The organism is Pseudonocardia sp. WMMC193, from assembly GCF_021728735.1.
GTDB classification, from domain to species: Bacteria; Actinomycetota; Actinomycetes; order Mycobacteriales; family Pseudonocardiaceae; genus Pseudonocardia; species Pseudonocardia oroxyli.
In genome coordinates this window covers 1,806,306-1,825,584 of the sequence record NZ_JAKKDO010000003.1, presented here as the reverse complement: position 1 = coordinate 1,825,584, position 19,279 = coordinate 1,806,306, and the positions used below count along the sequence as shown (strand labels likewise).

The window sequence follows — 19,279 nt, the reverse complement described above, 5'->3', positions numbered from 1 at the left end:
GGAGGCTCCTCCCGAACTTCTACAACATGTAGAGCGTTCGGGTTCAGTTCTACACGAAGTAGAAGATCGCTGTGGTGTGAGCAGCGCCTCCGGCACCCGTGCGCGGCAAGTGGTGCCAGAGCACCACTTACCGCGCACGACCGACGGACGCGCGGATGAGGTGTCGGGCGAGGAAGTCGTTGGCGGCCCGCCCCGCGAACCGGGGGACACCGGTGTGGCCGCCCGTGGTGGCGTGGAGGGTCTTCTCGGCGCTGCCGAGCGCGTCGAACAGGTCGAGGGCCTCCTGGCGGTCGTTGTCCTCGTCGTCCCACTGCAGCAGGACGTGCACGGGGACCGCCACGGTGCGAGCCTCGGCCAGCGCCCGGCGCGGGATGCGGCTGCCGGCGAACAGGACCGCGGCGGCGAGACGCGGCTCGACCACCGCCATCCGGACGCCGATCGCGATGTTCCCGCCCGCGAGCCCGACCGGCCCGTGGAGGCCGGGCAGGGTCAGCAGGACGTCGAGCGCGGCGCGGTGCTCCGGGACGGCGGCGTCGACGAGCGGGAGGACGAGCCGGTCGACGGTCTCGTCCAGGACCTTCTCGCCGGCGAGGATCGCCCGTCGCAGGTCGGCGCGGGCGGCCTCGGCGTCCGGCGCGCGGGGGCGGTCGCCGCAACCGGGCAGCTCGAGGGTCGCCGCGGTGAACCCGGCGGCCAGAGCGTCGCGGGCCCGGTCGAGGAGCCGCGGGTACATCCGGTCCAGTCCGCCGGGATGGCCGAGCAGGACCAGCGGGCCGGGCCCGGAGGTCCAGAGGATGCCGGGGGCTCCGTCAGGGGCTCCGTCGGGGTCGCCGGCGGCGGTGAGGGTGAAACGGCGCTCGCGGACACCGTCGTCGAGCGTTCGGTCGGAGGTGACGTCCATCCCGTAGGGATACCGCGGCCCGCCGGCGGTTTTCCGCGGCGCCGAGCGGTCGTGCGCGGTAAGTGGTGCCAGAGCACCACTTACCGCGCACGGGCGCGGAGCGCTAGTCGTTCGCGGTGGCCAGCTCCAGGTACTGCGCGAACTTCGTGCGGGCGGCCTCGGTGCGGGTCGGGACGTGCTCGGTGGGCACGTCGACGGCTTCGTAGCCACGCAGGATGCGCTTGGCGAGGGTGGCCTTGTGCACCTCGTCCGGGCCGTCGTAGATCCGCGCGGCCCGGGCCGCCCGGTACATCTGCTCCAGCGGCAGGTCGCCCGAGAAGCCGAGCGAGCCGTGGATCTGGATGGCCCGGTCGATCACGTCGTGCAGCACCCGCGCGCCCCAGAACTTGATCATGGCGATCTCGTTGCGGGCGTTCGACGCGCCGACCTGGTCCATCGTCCACGCCGCCTGCAGCGTGAGCAGGCGGGCGGCCTGCATCTCGGCGGCCGAGGTGGCGACCCAGTCCTGGATCATCTGCTTGTCGGCGAGCACCGAGCCGTGCGCGTAGCGCGAGACCGCCCGCTCGCACAGCATGTCGAAGGCGCGCTTCGACTGCCCCAGCCACCGCATCGCGTGGTGGATGCGGCCGGGGCCGAGGCGCTGCTGGGCCAGCTTGAACCCGTCGCCGGGGTTGCCGACCAGGTTGGTCTTCGGCACCCGGACGTCCTGGTAGAGGATCTCGGCGTGTCCGCCCTCGAGTTGCGGGTGCACGGTGGAGTGGTCCATCACCGGGATGTCGCGCAGGATGGTCACCCCGGGGGTGTCCACCGGGACGATGATCATCGACGAGCCCTGGTACGGCGAGACGTCCGGGTCGGTCACGGCCATCACGATCAGGAAGTCCGCCCGGCTCGCGTTCGACGAGAACCACTTGTGCCCGTTGATGACGTACTCGTCACCCTCCAGTACCGCGCGGGTGGTGAGGAGCGTCGGGTCCGCGCCCGCGCCGGGCTCGGTCATCGAGAAGCAGGACCGCAGCTCGCCGCGCAGCAGCGGGAACATCCACTGCTCCTTCTGCTCCGGCGAGCCGCCGATCGCCAGCAGCTCGGCGTTCCCGGAGTCCGGCGCCTGGTTGCCGAAGATGCCGGGCGCGAACCGGCTCGCGCCGAGGATCTCGTGCATCAGCCCGAGCTTGACCTGGCCGAACCCGCCACCGCCCAGCTCCGGCGGCAGGTGCGCGGCCCACAGGCCCTGCTCCTTGACCTGCTCCTTGAGCGGGGCGGTGATGCGTGCGTACTGCTCCGGGCTCAGGTCGAGCGTCTCGATCGGGTAGATCTCCTCGCGGACGAACTCCCGCATCCACGCCAGCTTCTTCTCGAACTCGGGTTCGGTGGAGAAGTCCCACGCCATCGTGCACCTCCGCTGCTTCGGCTCCGGTGACCCACGCTAGTTGATGCACACGCTTCAAAGAAGGGGTAACGCGGTCCGGACGCCGGGCGACTCCTCTCCCATCGCATCGAGGACGCGGCCGCCGTCCTGCTCTGCGGGATCGGCGTCGTCCTGCTGGTGATCGCCGCGGTCCTCGGGGTGATGGCGCACGGTTCGGTCGCGGCGCGCGCGGCGAGCGAGGGGGCGCAACGGTCGACCGTCCAGGCGACCGTCACCCGGATCCCGGACCTCCCGCCCGCGGACGACGACGTGAGCCCCGGTTCGCGCCGCGTCCTCGCGAGCTGGACCGCCCCGGACGGCACACCGCGATCCGGGCTGGTCAGCGCGCCGATCGGCGCCGAACCGGGGGCGCAGGTCCCGCTCTGGACCGACCGCGCGGGCACCGTGGTGCGGGCCCCCGTCTCGCCCCTCGCGGCGGGCCTGGTCGGGGGTGTCGTCGGGGTGCTGGCCGCGCTGCTCGGTCTCCTGCTCGTCTATGGCGGCTGGCGGCTCGTCCGGCTGGTCACCTGGCGGCGGAACGCCGCGGTCTGGGAGCGCCGCTGGGCCGAGGTCGAGCCCGCCTGGTCGGGGCGGACCTCCACCGCATGACGGAGTTCACCCGACGGCAACCCGGCGTGGGGTGACCCCGCGCGGGTCCGCTCGTTGAACAGGACGCCGGTATCGGCGGGGACTGGGGAGCCCCCTCGCCGATACCGGCAGATCCGTCTCTAGCCGTCGGGGAGCAGCGGCACCTCCCAGCCCTGGTCGCGGCCCAGCCGGGCCGCCCGGGTGACCGACTCGGACCCGAAGCGGGACCGCAGGTCGTCGAGCGTGCGGTCCAGATCCGGCCCGTCGGTGCGCTCGAACGGCAGGGTCAGCTGCATCGCGTCCCCCGCGTCGAGGTTCGTGAGCGAGATCCCGACGAGCGTGGTGCCGCGGTCCAGACACGTCGACAGCGAGTCCGCCAGCAGCCTGCGCGCCGCGGCCAGCAGGGTCGGCGTGTGGTCGGTGGCGCGGGCGAGGGTGTGCGAGCGGGTGGCGCGCGTGTAGTCGCCGAACCGCAGCCGCAGGACGACGGTGCGGCAGGTCCGGTCCGCCCCGCGCAGCCGCTTCCCGAGCCGGTCGACGATCCCGGCCAGGACGACGTCCAGCTCCTCGGGGGTGCGGTGGCGGCGGCCCAACGCGCGCTGGGAGCCGATGGACCGGCGGCGCACGCCGGTGTCGACCACGCGGGGGTCGTGGTTGTGCGCCAGGGCGTGCAGGTGCCGCCCGGAGGCCCGGCCGAGCAGGCTCACGAGCGTGGCCTCGCCGAGGTCCGCCACCTCGCCCACGGTCCGGATCCCCAGCGCGTGCAGCTTGGCCTCGGTGACCTTCCCGACGCCCCACAGCCTGCCGACGGGCAGCGGGTGCAGGAACGCGAGCTCCCCGCCCGGCGGGACCTCCAGCAGCCCGTCCGGCTTGGCCACCCCCGAGGCCACCTTCGCCAGGAACTTCGTGCAGGCCACCCCCACGGTGATCGGCAGGCCCACCTCGCCCGCCACCCGCTCCCGCAGGCGCCGGGCGACGGCGGTGGGGGAGCCCGCGATCCGCCACAGCCCGCCGACGTCCAGGAACGCCTCGTCGATCGACACCCCCTCGACGACCGGGGTGGTGTCCCGGAAGACGGCGAACACCGCCTTGCTGGCCTCGGCGTAGGCGGCGAACCGCGGCGGCACGACGATCGCGCGCGGGCAGAGCGCCTTCGCCTGCCGCCCGCCCATCGCCGTGCGCACCCCGAAGGCCTTGGCCTCGTAGGACGCGGCGAGCACCACCCCGCCGCCCACGATGACCGGGCGCCCGCGCAGCCGCGGCGCGTCCCGCTGCTCGACCGACGCGTAGAACGAGTCGAGGTCGGCGTGCAGGATCGACGCCTCCGCCCTGCTCAGGATCCGCGACACGAACAGATGTTCGCATCCGCCCCCGACAATTCCCAGCCGAGATGAACCTCAGGGCGATTCCGGCACCCTCGGCATCGCCCTCAGGTTCCTCTCGGCGGGGAAGTCAGGCGACCTGGTCCAGGCCCTTGCGGACGGCCTCGGCGAGTTGGTCGAGGTGGTCCTCCGTCGCCGTCAGGGGCGGGCTGAAGCCCAGCGCGCTCACCATCGGACGGATGATCACCCCGTGCTCGCGGACGGCGTTCGCCACGCGCCCGGTGATCCCCGGCCGGTCGGGCACCAGCTCGAGGGCGCCGAGGAAGCCGGTGCCGCCCCGCGCCTCGGTGACGAGCGGGTGGTCCGCCAGGCCCTGCAGACGCTCCAGCAGCGGCCCCTCCAGGGCGTCCGCGCGGGCGAAGAGCCCGTCGCGCTCGTAGAGCTCGACCGTGGCGAGCCCGGCGGCGCAGGCGACGGGGTGCCCGGAGTAGGTCTGGCCGTGCCGCAGCACGGTGCCCGGGGTGTCCCAGAAGGGCGCGGCGACCGCGCCCGAGGCGAGCACGCCGCCGAGCGGCTGGACCCCGGACGTCACACCCTTGGCGAAGGTGACCAGGTCCGGCGTGATGCCGAAGCGGTCCACCCCGAACCAGTCGCCGAGCCGGCCGAAGCCGCAGATCACGGCGTCGGCGACGAAGAGCACGCCGTGGCGCGCGCACACCTGCGCCGCCGCCTCGATGTACCCGGGCGGCGGCGGCAGCACCCCGCCCGCCCCGATCACGGGCTCGCAGAAGAACGCCGCGACCCGCTCCGGGCCGAGCTCGCGGAGGGTCTCCTCGAGCATCTCGGCGTCGTTCCACGCCGTCTGCACGACGTCCGGCACGAACGGCGGCGCCACCCGGTTGCCGGGGATGCCCGCCAGCGAGGTGCCCAGGCCGTGCGTGCCGTGGTAGCTGTGCTCGCGGTGCAGCAGGATCGTGCGGTCCGGCTGCCCGGTCAGCGCGAAGTGCGCGCGGGCGATCTTGGCGGCGGTGTCGATCGAGTCGCCGCCGCCGCTGGTGAGGAACACCTTCGCGTCCGCCATCGGTGCGCGGGCGGCGAGCGCGTCGGCCAGGGCGAGGGCGGGCTCGTTCGCGAAGTCGGTGAACAGGTGGTAGGCGTCCAGCTTCCCGAGCTGGGCGGTGACCGCGTCGGCGATCTCCCGGCGGCCGTGGCCCGCGTTGGCGTACCAGAGGCTCGCGGTGGCGTCGAGGTAGCGGGTGCCCGCGGCGTCCCAGATCCAGACGTCCTCGGCCCGGGTGATCACCGTCTGGGACCGCTTGACCGATTCCATCGCCGCGAACGGGTGCCACAGGGACTCGGTGCCGATGCTCATGGTCGACAAGGGTAGGCAGGGACCCGACAGCCGAGCCATCCCAGCGAGGAGGAGACGTGGCGTACGACGCCGTCCTGGCCGAGACCGTGGGGATCCGCGGTCACGGCGACGACCTCATCGAGGCCTACACGGCCCGCCCGATGGCCCCCGGGCCGCGCGGCGGGGTGATCGTGATCCACCACATGCCCGGCTACGACAAGGAGACGAAGGAGATCGTGCGCCGCTTCGCGGTGCTGGGCTACGACGCGATCTGCGTCAACCTCTACAGCCGGGAGGCTCCCGGCGCCGCCCCGGACGACGCGGCCGCCGCCGCCCGCGCCCGGGGCGGCGTGCCGGACGAGCGGTTCGTCGGGGACGCGAAGGGCGCCGCGCGGTGGCTGCGGGACCTGCCGACGTCGAACGGCCGGGTCGGGACGATCGGCTACTGCTCCGGCGGCCGCCAGGCCTTCCTGAGCGGGGTCGAGGTCGACGTGCAGGCGGCCGTGGACTGCTACGGCGCGTTCGTCGTCGGGACGCCGCCGGAGGGTTTCCCGCTGCAGGTCGCGCCGCTGGCCGACCGGGTGCCCGAGCTGCGGGCGCCGCTGCTCGGCCTGTTCGGCCAGGACGACGCCCATCCGTCGCCCGCGGACGTCGACGAGCTGGAGAAGCTGTTGCGCGACAACGGGAAGACCTACGAGTTCCACCGCTACGAGGGCGCGGGCCACGCCTTCTTCGCCGTCAACCGCACGGCCTACCGGCCGGAGGCGGCGAACGACGGCTGGGAGCGGATCGAGGCCTTCTTCGGGAGGTACCTGTAACCGTGTGCACCTACTCCACGGAGCGGATCGAGGTGCGCCGCAGCAGCGGCAAGGGACCCGAGGGCTGGTTCCCGCTGCGCACCGCGACCGTCTACTACGACCACCCGGTCCACGCCCCGGACGACCACACCGTGAACATCGACTTCCTCGCCCCGGACCGCGGCCCGGGCGCGCGGGTGGCGGTGGAGCTGTCCCTGGAGTCGGCCCGCGAGCTCCTCGCGGCGCTGCAGACCACGGTGGAGCGTGCGCAGCACCACTGAGCAGAACTGAGCAGACCGAGCAGGACCGAGCCGAGCCGAGTGGGAGTGGCGGGCGCGACAGCGGAGGACCGGGTTCCGCCGGCTAACCTTCACCCGTGTCCGACCGCCCGCGCGCCGCCGCGCCTGCCGCCGACCTCGCCACGACCGTCGTCCTGGCGGCGTTCATCGCCGTGCTGGGGCTGTTCCCGGGCGTCTACGTCGGGGCGTCGGGGGTGCCGATCGTCGTCCAGAACATGGGCCCGTTCCTGGCCGGGGTGCTGGTCGGGGCGCGGCGGGCGGTGTTCGCGGTGCTGCTGTTGCTCGCGCTGGTCGCGATCGGGCTGCCGCTGCTCTCGGGCGGGCGCGGCGGGCTCGCCCCCTTCGTCGGCCCGAGCGGAGGGTTCCTCCTCGGATGGATCCTGTCGGCGCTGGTCAGCGGCCTGATCGCGCAGCGCGCCCGACGGCCCGGGCTGCCGCTGCTGCTCCTCGCCGCGTTCGCCGGGCTCGTCGCCGACTACCTGGTCGGGATCCCGTGGCTGGCGGTGTACACGGGCTCGTGGTCGACCGCGGTCACCGGGTCGCTGGTGTTCGTGCCCGGTGACCTCGCCAAGGTCGTCATCGCCGCGCTCGTCGCGTCGCTGGTGCACCGCGCGCTCCCGGGGCGGCTCGTGGGGCGCACGTGACCCCGGTGCTCGGCGGAGCCGCCCTGCCCGCGGACCTCGCCGCGCGGGTCGGGGCCGGGGCCGCCGAGCTGCAGCGCCGGGGAATCGGCCCGGGTGCGCGGGTGGCGATCGGCGACGGGGACGTCCTCTCCTGGTTCCTGGCCTGTGACCGGCGCGGGGCGGCGGCCCTGGTCCTGGAACCCGGCTGGTCCGCGCGCGAGCGGGCCGGGGTGCTGGCGGACGCCCGCCCGGACACGGTGGTGGAGGGCACCCCCGACGCCGGCTCCGGGACGGTGGAGGACATCCCGGTCGACCTCGCCGCGCCCTTCTACCTGCCCACGACCTCCGGGAGCAGCGGCACGCCGAAGGTCCTGCAGCGCTCTCGCGCCTCCTGGCTGCGCAGCTTCGAGGCGCTGGGCGCGGTGCCGGGCCCGGTGCTGGTCGCCGGGCCGCTCAGCTCGTCGTTGTTCCTGTTCGGTGCCCTGCACGCGTTGTGGTGCGGCGCCGAGCTGCGGCTGGCACCCCGGCTGAGCGCGGCGGCCGCCCGCGGGGCCGCCACGGTCCACGTCGTGCCCGCGATGCTGCCGGAGCTGGCCGCGGTCCCGTTCGAGCTGGTCGTGTGCGGGGGCGCGCACGTGCCGGAGGGCCTGCGCCGACCGGAGCTGCTGGAGTACTACGGCTCCGCCGAGCACTCGCTGATCGCGATCCGGCGGGACGGGGTCCTGCGCCCGGTCCCCGGGGTGGACCTGGAGGTGCGGGCGGGCGAGCTGTGGGTGCGCTCCCCGCTCGCGGTCGACGGCAGGCTGCGCGGCGGCGTGCTCGACCCGAGTCCGGAGTGGACCAGCGTGGGGGACCGCGTCGACATCGTCGACGGCGTGCTCACCGTCCACGGGCGCGAGTCCGCGACGATCGGCTCCGGCGGCTTCCTGGTGGCCGCCGAGGAGGTCGAGGCGGTGCTGCGCGCGGTGCCCGGGGTGTCGGACGTCGTCGTCGCCGGCTCGCCGCACCCGCGGCTCGGGGCCGTGGTCACCGCCGTGGTGGAGGGCGAGCCCGTGCTCGCCGACCTGCGCGCGGCCGCCCGGGCCGGCCTGGACCCGCGCAAGCGGCCGCGGATCTGGTTGCGGGCGAAGGAGATCCCGCGCACTCCGGCGGGCAAGCCCGCCCGCGCCGCGCTCACCGCGGCCCTCGCCGCGGGCACGCTCGCCGCGGAGCCCCTCCGATGACCCGGCCGGTGGTGATCGCCGCTCGCCGGACCCCGATCGGCAACGCGGGCGGGATCCTGCGCGCGTTCACCGCGGACGAGCTCGCCGCGCCGGTGCTGCGGGCCGTGCGGGCGGACGTCCCGGGCGCCCCGCCGGTCGACGACGTGATCCTCGGGAACGTGTTCGGGCCCGGGGGCAACACCGCCCGGGTCGCCGCCCTGCGGGCCGGGCTCGGCGAGGGCGTGCCGGGACTGACCGTGGACCGCCAGTGCGCGAGCGGGCTCGCGGCGATCACGGTGGCCTGCAGCATGATCCGGGCCGGGGAGGGGCGGGCGTACCTCGCGGGCGGCACCGAGAGCGCGTCCACCGCGCCGCACCGCGCGTTCCGCACGGACCCGCCCACCCCCTACACGCGCGCCCCGTTCGCGCCCGCGGAGCTCGGCGACCCGGAGATGGGGGAGGCCGCCGACCTGGTGGCGCGGGAGGCCGGGATCTCGCGGGAGCGGCAGGACCGCTTCGCCCTGCGCAGCCACGAGCGCGCGGTCGCCGCCCAGGCCGCGGGCCGGTTCGACGCCGAGCTCGTGCCGCTCGCCGGGACCGCAGGCGCGGTCTCGCGCGACCAGCGGCCGCGCGCCGGGTTCACGGCGGCGCGGCTGGCGCGGTTCCGCCCCGCCTTCACCCCCGACGGGACGGCGACCGCGGCGAACTCGTGCGCGGTGAGCGACGGGGCCGCGGCGGTCCTCGTGGTGAGCGAGGACGTCCGCCGTGAGCTGGGTGTTCCCGGCCTCCGGCTCGTGGCGAGCGCCACCTCGGGGGTCGACCCGCGGCGGCTGGGCCTCGGCGCGGTGCCCGCGATGCGGGAGGTCCTGGCGCACGGGCACCCGGACGTCGTCGAGTTCACCGAGGCCTTCGCCGGCCAGACCCTCGCCTGCCTGGACGCCGCGGACCTGCCCGAGGAGGCGGTGAGCCCGGACGGCGGGGCCGTGGCGCTCGGGCACCCGTGGGGCGCGTCCGGGGCCGTGCTCGTGGTGCGGCTGTTCAGCAGGCTGGTCCGCGAGGGTGCCGGACGGCTGGGGCTGACCGCGTTGTCGGCCGGCGGCGGCCTCGGTGTCGCGGCGCTGTGGGAGCACGTGCCCGGAGCAGACCGGTGATCTCCTACCGCGCCGTCTCCCACCGCTACGACGACCGCCCGGTGCTCGACGACGTCACCCTCTCCCTGCCCGAGGCGCGCGTGGGCTTCGTGGGCGCCAACGGCTCCGGGAAGTCCACACTGGCCCGGATGGTCAACGGCCTGGTCCGCCCGACGCACGGCGAGGTGCGGGTCGACGGGCTCGACCCCACGTCGGACGGCGCGGCCGTCCGCAGGCGGGTCGGCTTCGTGTTCACCAACCCGGACAGCCAGATCGTGATGCCGACGGCGGGGGAGGACGTCGCGTTCTCGTTGCGGCGCACGGTGAAGAACCGCGCCGAGCGGGCCGCGCGCGCCGCCGAGGTCCTCGCCGCGCACGGGCTCGAGGGCTACGCCGACCATCCCGCCCACCAGCTCTCGGGTGGGCAGAAGCAGCTGCTCGCCCTGTGCGGGATGCTCGCGCTCGACCCGGACGTGCTGGTCTGCGACGAGCCCACCACGCTGCTCGACCTGCGCAACACGCGCCGCTTCGCCGACATCCTGGCCGGGCTGCGCCAGCAGGTCCTGCTGGTCACCCACGACCTGGACCTGCTCGCCGGGTTCGACCGGGTCGTCGTCCTCGACGGGGGCGTGGTCGTGGCGGACGACGCCCCCGGGCCCGCGATCCGGTACTACCGGGAGCTCGTCGGATGAACCCGCTCGGCCTGTACGCGCCCGGGACCAGCCCGCTCCACCGGGCGCCTGCGGGCCCGAAGCTGCTGGTCCTGCTCGTGGTCGTGACGCTCGTCGTGGTGCGGAGGGACGTGGGCTGGCTCGCGGGCGCCTGCGGGCTCGTCGCGGTGGGCTACGCGGTCGCCCGCCCGCCGTGGGCGCGGGTCTGGCAGGTCGCGCGGCTGCTGCTCGTACTGGCCGTGTTCGTGGGTGGGCTGCAGCTGTGGCTGGTCGGTCCGCAGGCCGCGGCGGTGACCGTGCTGAGCCTGGTCGCGGCGCTGGCTGCCGCCAGCCTCTTCACGCTGACCACGCGGATCGACGCGGTCGTGGCGGCCGTGGAACGGGGGCTGGGACCGCTGCGCCGGTTCGGGGTGCGCCCGGAGCGGCTGGGCCTGCTGGTCGGGCTCACGGTGCAGGCCGTCGGGACCCTGGCGGCGATCGCCGCGTCGGTGCGCGAGGCGGCCGTCGCCCGCGGGGCGGGCCGGTCGCCGACGGCGTTCGCCGTGCCGTTCGTGGTCCGCACCCTGCGCCACGCCGACGAGCTGGGCGAGGCCCTCGCCGCCCGCGGTGTGGGGGACGAGGACGCGGACGAGCGGACCGGCTGACCGGCCCGGGACGGACCGACGGCGGCGGGCCGGAGCCCGCCGCCGTCGGGGGAGTCGGTGCCGTGCGCCCTTCCCCGGTGCACGGAACCGATCGGAACCGGGCGGTGTCAGTCCACCCGGTGCGACGGACGGGCCTCGGGAGGCAGCACACCCCAGTCGATGAGCTGGTCGGTCAGCTCGCCGGGGGTCATGTCGTAGATGATCGCCAAGGAACGCAGGTCCTCGGCCCGGATCGACAGGACCTTGCCGTTGTAGTCGCCGCGCTGGGACTGGATCGCGGCGGCGTAGCGGGCCAGCGGGCCCACCTTGTCCGCGGGCAGCTGCTGGAGCCGCTCGAGGTTGATGACGATCTTCGTGGCCGGCTCGGAACCGGACGGCACCCGGCCCTCGGGGAGCAGCTCGGCCACCGGGACGCCGTAGAAGTCCGCCAGCTCCGCCAGCTTCTGCACGGTCACGGCGCGGTCGCCGCGCTCGTAGGACCCGACGACGACCGCCTTCCAGCGGCCCCCGGACTTCTGTTCGACGCCGTGCAGCGACAGCCCCTGTTGTTGCCGGATGGCTCGGAGCTTCCCCCCGAGCGCCTTGGCGTAGTCGCCCATGTGGCGATCTCCTCATTCCTGGTCGACCACGGCTCGCGAGCCGGTGGACCTGTGACGCGCAGCGACGACCCTGATCGCTGTCGATCAATACGCAGAGTAATCATGCGCCGGTCCCGCGGCGCAGGTCAAGCCGGGTGGCCCCGGACGGGTGCCTGGTGGGACTTTCCCACCCGAACGAAGGATGTCCCGTCCCCCGACGGCGGTATGTCGGCCACCACTGCCACGGTCCGCCCACCACGCAGCGCATCCGCTGGTACGCGTGGTGGCCGTGTGGGTGTGGCGCTGGGTGACCGTACGCCACGTGTGCACCGGGCCCGTGCCGCGTCCCTGTGGGTGTCACGTGTCGCCGACCGCGACGGGTGCGCAGATCGTGATGAGGCCGTGACCGGACGAGCCGGGTCGGGTGCCGCCGCGGCCACCTTGCTAGGGTTCGCGGTCGACAGTCCCCCTTCTTTAACCCCGTCCCGTGAGGCGGGAAAGGAGAGCAACTCGTGGCGGAACCCCGCCGCGGGGAGGTCGGCGCGCGCGAGCTGCTCAGCGCTGCCGATGTCACCCGCACCATCGCGCGGATCGCGCACCAGATCATCGAGAAGACGGCGTTCGGTCCCGGCAACACCGCAGACCTCGTCCTGCTCGGCATCCCGACCCGCGGGGCCGTCCTGGCCCGCCGCCTCGCCGCCGCGGTCACCGAGTTCAGCGGGGCCGCCCCGGCCGTCGGCTCGGTCGACGTCACGCTCTACCGGGACGACCTGCGCCGCGGCCCCGCCCGCGCGCTGGAGGACACCGCGGTGCCCGAGGGCGGCATCGACGGCAAGCTCGTCGTGCTCGTCGACGACGTGCTGATGTCCGGCCGGACCGTCCGCGCCGCGCTCGACGCGCTGCGGGACGAGGGCCGTCCGCGCGCCGTCCAGCTGGCGGTGCTGATCGACCGCGGACATCGCGAGCTGCCGGTCCGGGCGGACTACGTCGGCAAGAACGTCCCGACCTCGCGCGCGGAGCGGATCCTGGTCCGCCTCGCCGAGACCGACGAGGGGGACGGCGTGGCGATCGAGAGAGGGGACGGCGAGTGAAGCACCTCCTGTCCGTGGCGGACCTCGACGCCGCCACCGCGACCGGCCTGCTGGACACCGCCTCCCGGCTCAAGGAGACGCTGCTCGGCCGCGAGGTCCGCAAGCTGCCGACCCTGCGCGGGCGCACCGTCGTCACGTTGTTCTACGAGGACTCCACCCGCACCCGGGTCTCGTTCGAGATCGCGGGCAAGTGGATGAGCGCCGACACGATCAACATCAGCGCCAAGGGCTCGTCGGTGTCCAAGGGGGAGTCGCTGCGCGACACCTCGCTGACCGTCTCGGCGATGGGCGCGGACTGCGTGATCATGCGCCACCCCGCCTCCGGGGCCGCGCACCGCGTCGCGGGCTGGCAGGACAGGGACGCCGCGGTCACCGGCACCCACACCAGCGTGATCAACGCGGGGGACGGCACGCACGAGCACCCCACCCAGGCGCTGCTGGACGCCGCGACCCTGCGGGACGAGCTGGGCGCGATCGCCGGGCGCCGGATCGGCATCGTCGGGGACGTGCTGCACTCCCGGGTCGCCCGGTCGAACGTGCTGCTGCTCTCCACCCTCGGCGCCGAGGTGGTCCTCGTCGCGCCGCCGACGCTGCTGCCCACGGGGGTGGCCGAGTGGCCCTGCCGGGTCTCCCACTCACTCGACGCCGAGCTCCCCGCCCTCGACGCGGTGATGATGCTGCGCGTGCAGGCCGAGCGCATGCACGGCGGCTTCTTCCCCAGCGCCCGCGAGTACGCGATCGCCTACGGGCTCAACGAGAACCGGCTCGCCCTGCTGCCCGAGGGCGCGCCCGTGCTGCACCCCGGTCCGATGGTGCGCGGCATGGAGATCGCGCCCGCCGTCGCCGACTCGTCGAACGCCAAGGTCCTCGCCCAGGTGCGCAACGGCGTGCACGTGCGGATGGCCGTCCTCTACCACCTGCTGGCCGGAGCGCCCGAATGACACTGCTGATCACGAACGCGAAGCCCTACGGCGAGGAGGCCGTGGACATCCTCGTCGAGGACGGGGTGATCACCGAGATCGGGACCGACCTGGCGTCGGACGACGCGGAGGTGCTCGACGCGGGCGGCCACGTGCTGCTCCCCGGCCTGGTCGACCTGCACGTCCACCTGCGCGAGCCGGGCGGCGAGGAGTCCGAGACCGTCGAGACCGGCGTGCACGCCGCGGCGCTCGGCGGCTTCACCGCCGTCTTCGCCATGCCGAACACCGACCCGGTGCAGGACACCGCGGTCGTCGTGGAGCACGTCCGCCGCCGCGGCGCCGAGATCGGGCTGTGCGACGTGCACCCGGTCGGCGCGGTCACGGTGGGGCGCAAGGGGACCCAGCTGGCCGAGCTCGGCACGATGGCGAACTCCGGCGCCCGGGTGCGGATGTTCTCCGACGACGGCTCCTGCGTGAACGACCCGCTGATCATGCGCCGCGCGCTGGAGTACGCGAGTGCGCTGGACGTGGTGATCGCCCAGCACGCGGAGGACCACCGGCTCACCGAGGGGGCGCAGGCCCACGAGGGCGCGGTCGCCGCCCGGCTCGGGCTGGCGGGCTGGCCCGCCACCGCCGAGGAGACGATCGTCTTCCGGGACTGCGCGCTGGCCCGCGAGGCCGGGGCGGACCTGCACGTCTGCCACGTCTCCTCGGTGCACACCGTCGCGGTCCTGCGCAACGCCAAGGCCCAGGGCATCCGCGTGACGGCCGAGGTCACCCCGCACCACCTGCTGCTCACCGACGGCAGGCTGACCGGGTACGACCCGGTGAACAAGGTCAACCCGCCGCTGCGCACGGGGGCGGACACCCAGGCCATGCGCGAGGCGCTCGCGGAGGGCGTGATCGACGTCGTCGCGACCGACCACGCCCCGCACGCCGCGCAGTACAAGGACGCGGAGTGGGCGGCGGCGCGGCCGGGGATGCTCGGCCTGCAGACGGCGCTGTCCGTGGTCGTCCACACGATGGTCGAGCCCGGCCTGCTGGACTGGCGGGGCGTGGCGCGGGTGATGAGCGAGAAGCCGGCGGAGATCGGGCGGCTGCCCGACCAGGGCAGGCCGATCGCCGTCGGGGAGCCCGGGACGTTCTGCCTGGTCGACCCGGAGGCCCAGTGGACGGTCCGGGGCGCGGGCCTGGCCAGCAAGGCGGCGAACACGCCGTACGAGGGAATGCGGCTGCCCGGAGCGGTGGTCGCGACGGTTCTGCGTGGCCGGGTCACCGCCCGGGACGGGAAGGTGGCGGTATGAGCAGCATGACGGCGGTCCTGGTCCTCGAGGACGGACGCGTCTTCCGCGGCGAGCCCTTCGGGGCCGTCGGCGAGACCCTCGGCGAGGCCGTGTTCACCACCGGCATGACGGGCTACCAGGAGACCCTGACGGACCCGTCCTACCACCGGCAGATCGTGGTGCAGACCGCGCCGCAGATCGGCAACACCGGCTGGAACGGCGAGGACGACGAGTCCACCGGCATCCAGGTCGCCGGGTACGCGGTGCGCGACCCCAGCCCGCGGGCGTCGAACTGGCGGTCCACCGGCTCGCTCGACGACGCGCTGCGCACGCAGGGGATCGTCGGGATCGCGGGCATCGACACCCGCGCGGTCGTGCGGCACCTGCGCGAGCGCGGCGCCATGCGGGCGGGGGTGTTCTCCGGAGTGTCCCTGGCCTCGGACGAGCTGCTGGTCGAGCGGGTCCGCCAGTCGCCCGGGATGGAGGGCGCGGACCTCTACGGTGCCGTGACCGTCCGGGAGCCCTACGTCGTGGAGGCCCAGGGGGACAAGGTGTTCACCGTCGCGGCCCTCGACGTCGGGATCAAGTTCAACACCCCGCGGATGATGGCCCTGCGCGGCATCGAGACCCACGTGCTGCCCGCCGACACCACGATCGAGCAGATCCTGGCGCTGGAGCCGGACGGCTTCTTCCTGTCGAACGGCCCGGGCGACCCGGCCACCGCGGACGGGCCCGTCGCGCTGACCAAGCAGGTCCTGGAGCGGCGGATCCCGCTGTTCGGCATCTGCTTCGGCAACCAGATCCTGGGCCGCGCGCTGGGCCGGGGCACCTACAAGCTCCGGTACGGGCACCGCGGGATCAACATCCCCGTCGTCGAGCACGCCACCGGGCGGGTCGCGATCACCTCGCAGAACCACGGCTTCGCCGTCGAGGGCAGCGCGGGGGAGCGGTTCGACACCCCGTACGGCACGGGGGTCATCACCCACACCTGCCCGAACGACGGCTGCGTCGAAGGCCTTGCGGGACTGGACTTCCCGGCCTTCTCGGTGCAGTACCACCCCGAGGCCGCCGCCGGTCCGCACGACGCCGCGGACCTGTTCGACCGCTTCTGCGCGCTCATGGACGAGCACCGCTCGTCGGGCCGCCACCACCTGAGGGAGAACGTCTGATGCCGCGCCGTGAGGACATCCGGCACGTCATGGTGATCGGGTCCGGCCCGATCGTCATCGGCCAGGCCTGTGAGTTCGACTACTCCGGCACCCAGGCCTGCCGGGTGCTGCGGGCCGAGGGGATCCGCGTCTCGCTGGTCAACTCGAACCCGGCGACGATCATGACCGACCCCGAGTTCGCGGACGCCACCTACGTCGAGCCGATCACCCCGGAGTTCGTCGAGAAGGTCATCGCCGCCGAGCGGCCGGACGCCATCCTGGCCACCCTGGGCGGGCAGACCGCGCTGAACACCGCGATCGCGCTGCACGAGAACGGCGTGCTGGAGCGCTACGGAGTGGAGCTGATCGGCGCGGACGTCGACGCCATCGAGCGCGGCGAGGACCGGCTGAAGTTCAAGGAGCTGGTGCAGCGCATCGGCGGGGACGTGCCGCGCTCGGCCGTCTGCCACTCCATGGACGAGGTGCACGCCGCGGTCGCCGAGCTGGGGCTCCCGGTCGTCATCCGGCCGTCGTTCACCATGGGCGGCCTGGGTTCCGGCCTGGCCCACACCCCGGAGGGCCTCGACCGGCTCGCGGGCGGCGGGCTCGCCGCCTCCCCGGTCACCGAGGTGCTCATCGAGGAGTCGGTGCTCGGCTGGAAGGAGTACGAGCTCGAGCTGATGCGAGACCACCACGACAACGTGGTGGTGGTCTGCTCCATCGAGAACCTCGACCCCATGGGCGTGCACACCGGCGACTCGATCACCGTCGCGCCCGCCATGACGCTGACCGACCGCGAGTACCAGCACATGCGAGACGTCGGCATCGCCGTGCTGCGCGAGGTCGGCGTGGACACCGGCGGCTGCAACATCCAGTTCGCGGTGCACCCGGAGACCGGGCGCCTGGTCGTCATCGAGATGAACCCGCGCGTGTCGCGGTCCTCGGCGCTGGCGTCGAAGGCCACCGGCTTCCCGATCGCCAAGATCGCCGCCAAGCTGGCCGTCGGGTACACCCTCGACGAGATCACCAACGACATCACCGGGGAGACGCCCGCGGCCTTCGAGCCCACGCTCGACTACGTCGTCGTCAAGATCCCGCGGTTCGCGTTCGAGAAGTTCCCCGGCGCGGACACCGAGCTGACCACGACCATGAAGTCGGTCGGCGAGGCCATGGCGCTGGGCCGGTCCTTCCAGGAGGCCTTCGGCAAGGCGCTGCGGTCCATGGAGACGACCGCGGTCGGCTTCTGGACCACGCCGGACCCGGCGGAGCCGCCCACCGACGAGGAGATCCGCACGCCCACGGACGGCCGGATCTACACCGTCGAGCGGGCGCTGCGGGCCGGGCGCTCCGTCGAGGAGGTCGCGGAGATCTCGGGCATCGACCCGTGGTTCCTGGACCAGATCGCGCTGCTCGTGTCCCTGCGGGCGCTCATCGAGGACGCCCCGGTGCTCGACGCGGACCTGCTGCGCCGCGCCAAGCGGGCCGGGCTCTCGGACCGCCAGCTCGCCGCGATCCGCCCCGAGTTCGCGGGCGAGGACGGCGTGCGCTCGCTGCGGCACCGGCTCGGGATCCGGCCCGTCTACAAGACGGTCGACACCTGCGCCGCCGAGTTCGCCGCGAAGACGCCGTACCACTACAGCGCCTACGAGACCGACCCCGAGGCCGAGTCCGAGATCGCCCCGCAGCGGGAGAAGGACAAGGTCCTGATCCTCGGCTCCGGGCCGAACCGGATCGGGCAGGGCATCGAGTTCGACTACTCCTGCGTGCACGCCGTGCAGGCGCTACGGGCGGCCGGGTTCGAGACCGTCATGGTCAACTGCAACCCGGAGACCGTCTCCACCGACTACGACACCGCGGACCGGCTGTACTTCGAGCCGCTGACCTTCGAAGACGTCCTCGAGGTCGTGCACGCCGAGCAGCAGTCCGGGAACGTCGTCGGCGTGATCGTGCAGCTCGGCGGGCAGACCCCGCTCGGCCTGGCGGCCCGGCTCACCGAGGCGGGCGTCCCGGTCGTCGGCACCACGGCGGCGGCCATCGACCTCGCCGAGGACCGCGGGGCCTTCGGCGAGGTGCTGCGGCGCGCCGGGCTCCCGGCGCCCGCCTTCGGCACCGCGACCTCCTTCGACCAGGCCCGGGAGATCGCCGCGCGGATCGGCTACCCGGTCCTCGTGCGGCCGTCCTACGTGCTGGGCGGGCGGGGCATGGAGATCGTCTACGACGACGCCACCCTCGCCGGCTACATCGCCCGCGCCACGACGATCTCGCCCGACCGGCCGGTGCTGGTCGACAAGTTCCTCGACGACGCCGTCGAGATCGACGTCGACGCCCTGTGCGACGGGGACGAGGTCTTCATCGGCGGCGTGATGGAGCACATCGAGGAGGCCGGGGTGCACTCCGGCGACTCCTCCTGCACCCTGCCGCCGATCACGTTGGGCCGCAGCGTGCTCGACGCCGTCCGGACCTCGACCGAGGCGATCGCCCACGGCGTCGGCGTGCGCGGGCTGCTCAACGTCCAGTACGCGCTGCACGGCGAGACGCTGTACGTGCTCGAGGCCAACCCCCGGGCGTCCCGGACGGTGCCGTTCGTCTCCAAGGCCACGGCGGTGTCGCTGGCCAAGGCGGCGGCCCGGATCATGCTCGGCGCCACCATCGCGGACCTGCGGGCCGAGGGCATGCTGCCCGGCGTCGGCGACGGCACGGACCTGCCCGCCGACGCGCCGGTCGCGGTCAAGGAGGCGGTGCTGCCGTTCAACCGCTTCCGCACGCCGTCGGGCCAGGGCGTCGACCCGCTGCTCGGCCCGGAGATGAAGTCCACGGGCGAGGTCATGGGCATCGACGCGTCCTTCGGGCCGGCGTTCGCCAAGTCCCAGGCCGGGGCGTACGGGGCGCTGCCCTCGTCCGGCAAGGTCTTCGTGTCGATGGCGGACCGGGACAAGCGCGCCATGGTGTTCCCGGTGCGCAGGCTCGCCGACCTCGGCTTCGAGGTGCTGGCCACCGAGGGCACCGCCGAGGTGCTGCGCCGGCACGGGATCACCGCGACGGTGGTGCGCAAGCACTCCGAGCGGGACCAGGGCGAGACGATCGTCGACCAGATCCTCGCCGGGGAGATCGTGCTGATCGTCAACACGCCCTACGGCAACTCGGGCCCCCGCGTGGACGGCTACGAGATCCGCGCGGCGGCGGTGAGCCGCGGCGTCCCCTGCATCACGACGGTCCAGGGGGCCAGCGCGGCGGTGCAGGGCATCGAGGCGAACCAGCGCGGTGACATCGGCGTCCGGTCGCTCCAGGACGCCCACGCGGCCCTGCGCAAGGCCCGCCCGTGA

At 74.0% G+C, this 19,279-nt stretch carries 18 protein-coding genes; 13 read left to right on the top strand and 5 right to left on the bottom strand.

Going from position 1 to position 19,279, the window contains the following annotated elements; translation table 11 throughout:
* Positions 1–127 precede the first annotated feature (127 nt).
* Positions 128–901, bottom strand: a complete 774-nt coding sequence (locus L3X23_RS10185) for an alpha/beta hydrolase (protein ID WP_237191980.1) — start codon at positions 899–901, stop codon at positions 128–130.
* 103 nt (positions 902–1,004) lie between these two features.
* Positions 1,005–2,291, bottom strand: a complete 1,287-nt coding sequence (locus L3X23_RS10180) for an acyl-CoA dehydrogenase family protein (RefSeq protein WP_237191979.1) — start codon at positions 2,289–2,291, stop codon at positions 1,005–1,007.
* Positions 2,292–2,447: 156 nt separating this feature from the next.
* Here L3X23_RS10180 and L3X23_RS10175 point away from each other — a divergent pair, with 156 nt between their 5' ends.
* The gene (locus tag L3X23_RS10175) at positions 2,448–2,918 is read left to right on the top strand and encodes a hypothetical protein (protein ID WP_237191978.1); all 471 of its coding nucleotides are present in this window, start codon (positions 2,448–2,450) and stop codon (positions 2,916–2,918) included.
* 119 nt (positions 2,919–3,037) lie between these two features.
* Here the strand turns inward: L3X23_RS10175 and dinB are convergent, their stop codons facing one another.
* Together dinB and L3X23_RS10165 are read right to left on the bottom strand one after the other, a co-directional pair.
* Positions 3,038–4,252 carry a DNA polymerase IV gene (gene dinB / locus L3X23_RS10170; protein ID WP_237197987.1) on the bottom strand — a complete coding sequence of 405 codons (1,215 nt, stop codon included), beginning with the start codon at positions 4,250–4,252 and terminating at the stop codon, positions 3,038–3,040.
* Positions 4,253–4,349: 97 nt separating this feature from the next.
* On the bottom strand, positions 4,350–5,591 hold the full coding sequence (locus L3X23_RS10165) for an aspartate aminotransferase family protein (RefSeq protein ID WP_237191977.1): 1,242 nt from the start codon (positions 5,589–5,591) through the stop codon (positions 4,350–4,352).
* A gap of 56 nt (positions 5,592–5,647) precedes the next feature.
* Between L3X23_RS10165 and L3X23_RS10160 the strand changes: the two genes are divergently transcribed.
* The 7 genes from L3X23_RS10160 to L3X23_RS10130 all read left to right on the top strand — a co-directional run bounded on the left by L3X23_RS10160 (position 5,648) and on the right by L3X23_RS10130 (position 10,936).
* Positions 5,648–6,388: a dienelactone hydrolase family protein gene (locus L3X23_RS10160; protein WP_237191976.1), complete on the top strand. Its 741-nt coding sequence runs from the start codon at positions 5,648–5,650 to the stop codon at positions 6,386–6,388.
* 2 nt (positions 6,389–6,390) lie between these two features.
* The gene (locus L3X23_RS10155; protein WP_093077980.1) at positions 6,391–6,648 is read left to right on the top strand and encodes a DUF6295 family protein; all 258 of its coding nucleotides are present in this window, start codon (positions 6,391–6,393) and stop codon (positions 6,646–6,648) included.
* Positions 6,649–6,743: 95 nt separating this feature from the next.
* On the top strand, positions 6,744–7,310 hold the full coding sequence (locus L3X23_RS10150; protein ID WP_237191975.1) for a biotin transporter BioY: 567 nt from the start codon (positions 6,744–6,746) through the stop codon (positions 7,308–7,310).
* Positions 7,307–8,512 carry an AMP-binding protein gene (locus tag L3X23_RS10145; protein WP_237191974.1) on the top strand — a complete coding sequence of 402 codons (1,206 nt, stop codon included), beginning with the start codon at positions 7,307–7,309 and terminating at the stop codon, positions 8,510–8,512. Before L3X23_RS10150 ends, L3X23_RS10145 begins: the two co-directional genes overlap by 4 nt.
* Positions 8,509–9,642, top strand: a complete 1,134-nt coding sequence (locus L3X23_RS10140; protein WP_237191973.1) for a thiolase family protein — start codon at positions 8,509–8,511, stop codon at positions 9,640–9,642. The genes L3X23_RS10145 and L3X23_RS10140 overlap by 4 nt, the downstream gene beginning before the upstream one ends.
* A complete protein-coding gene (locus L3X23_RS10135) occupies positions 9,639–10,313 on the top strand; it encodes an energy-coupling factor ABC transporter ATP-binding protein (RefSeq protein ID WP_237191972.1) in 675 nt (224 codons plus the stop codon). The genes L3X23_RS10140 and L3X23_RS10135 overlap by 4 nt, the downstream gene beginning before the upstream one ends.
* Positions 10,310–10,936 carry an energy-coupling factor transporter transmembrane protein EcfT gene (locus L3X23_RS10130; protein WP_237191971.1) on the top strand — a complete coding sequence of 209 codons (627 nt, stop codon included), beginning with the start codon at positions 10,310–10,312 and terminating at the stop codon, positions 10,934–10,936. Before L3X23_RS10135 ends, L3X23_RS10130 begins: the two co-directional genes overlap by 4 nt.
* A gap of 107 nt (positions 10,937–11,043) precedes the next feature.
* On the opposite strand, the gene L3X23_RS10125 is transcribed toward L3X23_RS10130, so the two are convergent.
* Complete coding sequence (locus L3X23_RS10125) at positions 11,044–11,535, bottom strand: transcriptional regulator (protein ID WP_093077966.1); 492 nt, start codon at positions 11,533–11,535, stop codon at positions 11,044–11,046.
* A 491-nt stretch (positions 11,536–12,026) separates the two neighbouring features.
* Between L3X23_RS10125 and pyrR the strand changes: the two genes are divergently transcribed.
* From pyrR to carB, 5 genes are read left to right on the top strand one after another with little or no spacing between them, the layout of a single operon-like run.
* Complete coding sequence (pyrR, locus tag L3X23_RS10120; RefSeq protein WP_237191970.1) at positions 12,027–12,605, top strand: bifunctional pyr operon transcriptional regulator/uracil phosphoribosyltransferase PyrR; 579 nt, start codon at positions 12,027–12,029, stop codon at positions 12,603–12,605.
* On the top strand, positions 12,602–13,546 hold the full coding sequence (locus L3X23_RS10115; protein WP_237191969.1) for an aspartate carbamoyltransferase catalytic subunit: 945 nt from the start codon (positions 12,602–12,604) through the stop codon (positions 13,544–13,546). Before pyrR ends, L3X23_RS10115 begins: the two co-directional genes overlap by 4 nt.
* Positions 13,543–14,829: a dihydroorotase gene (locus L3X23_RS10110; protein WP_237191968.1), complete on the top strand. Its 1,287-nt coding sequence runs from the start codon at positions 13,543–13,545 to the stop codon at positions 14,827–14,829. The genes L3X23_RS10115 and L3X23_RS10110 overlap by 4 nt, the downstream gene beginning before the upstream one ends.
* Positions 14,830–14,834: 5 nt before the next feature.
* The gene (gene carA / locus L3X23_RS10105; protein WP_374204984.1) at positions 14,835–15,977 is read left to right on the top strand and encodes a glutamine-hydrolyzing carbamoyl-phosphate synthase small subunit; all 1,143 of its coding nucleotides are present in this window, start codon (positions 14,835–14,837) and stop codon (positions 15,975–15,977) included.
* On the top strand, positions 15,977–19,279 hold the full coding sequence (carB, locus tag L3X23_RS10100) for a carbamoyl-phosphate synthase large subunit (protein ID WP_237191966.1): 3,303 nt from the start codon (positions 15,977–15,979) through the stop codon (positions 19,277–19,279). The genes carA and carB overlap by 1 nt, the downstream gene beginning before the upstream one ends.

What these genes read in the sequence shown, in the direction of transcription:
- L3X23_RS10185 (WP_237191980.1), bottom strand. Translation starts at nt 901, where the DNA reads ATGGACGTCACCTCCGACCGAACGCTCGACGACGGTGTCCGCGAGCGC.
- L3X23_RS10180 (WP_237191979.1), bottom strand. Translation starts at nt 2,291, where the DNA reads ATGGCGTGGGACTTCTCCACCGAACCCGAGTTCGAGAAGAAGCTGGCG.
- L3X23_RS10165 (WP_237191977.1), bottom strand. Translation starts at nt 5,591, where the DNA reads ATGAGCATCGGCACCGAGTCCCTGTGGCACCCGTTCGCGGCGATGGAA.
- L3X23_RS10140 (WP_237191973.1), top strand. Translation starts at nt 8,509, where the DNA reads ATGACCCGGCCGGTGGTGATCGCCGCTCGCCGGACCCCGATCGGCAAC.
- L3X23_RS10130 (WP_237191971.1), top strand. Translation starts at nt 10,310, where the DNA reads ATGAACCCGCTCGGCCTGTACGCGCCCGGGACCAGCCCGCTCCACCGG.
- L3X23_RS10125 (WP_093077966.1), bottom strand. Translation starts at nt 11,535, where the DNA reads ATGGGCGACTACGCCAAGGCGCTCGGGGGGAAGCTCCGAGCCATCCGG.
- L3X23_RS10110 (WP_237191968.1), top strand. Translation starts at nt 13,543, where the DNA reads ATGACACTGCTGATCACGAACGCGAAGCCCTACGGCGAGGAGGCCGTG.
- carA (WP_374204984.1), top strand. Translation starts at nt 14,835, where the DNA reads ATGACGGCGGTCCTGGTCCTCGAGGACGGACGCGTCTTCCGCGGCGAG.
- carB (WP_237191966.1), top strand. Translation starts at nt 15,977, where the DNA reads ATGCCGCGCCGTGAGGACATCCGGCACGTCATGGTGATCGGGTCCGGC.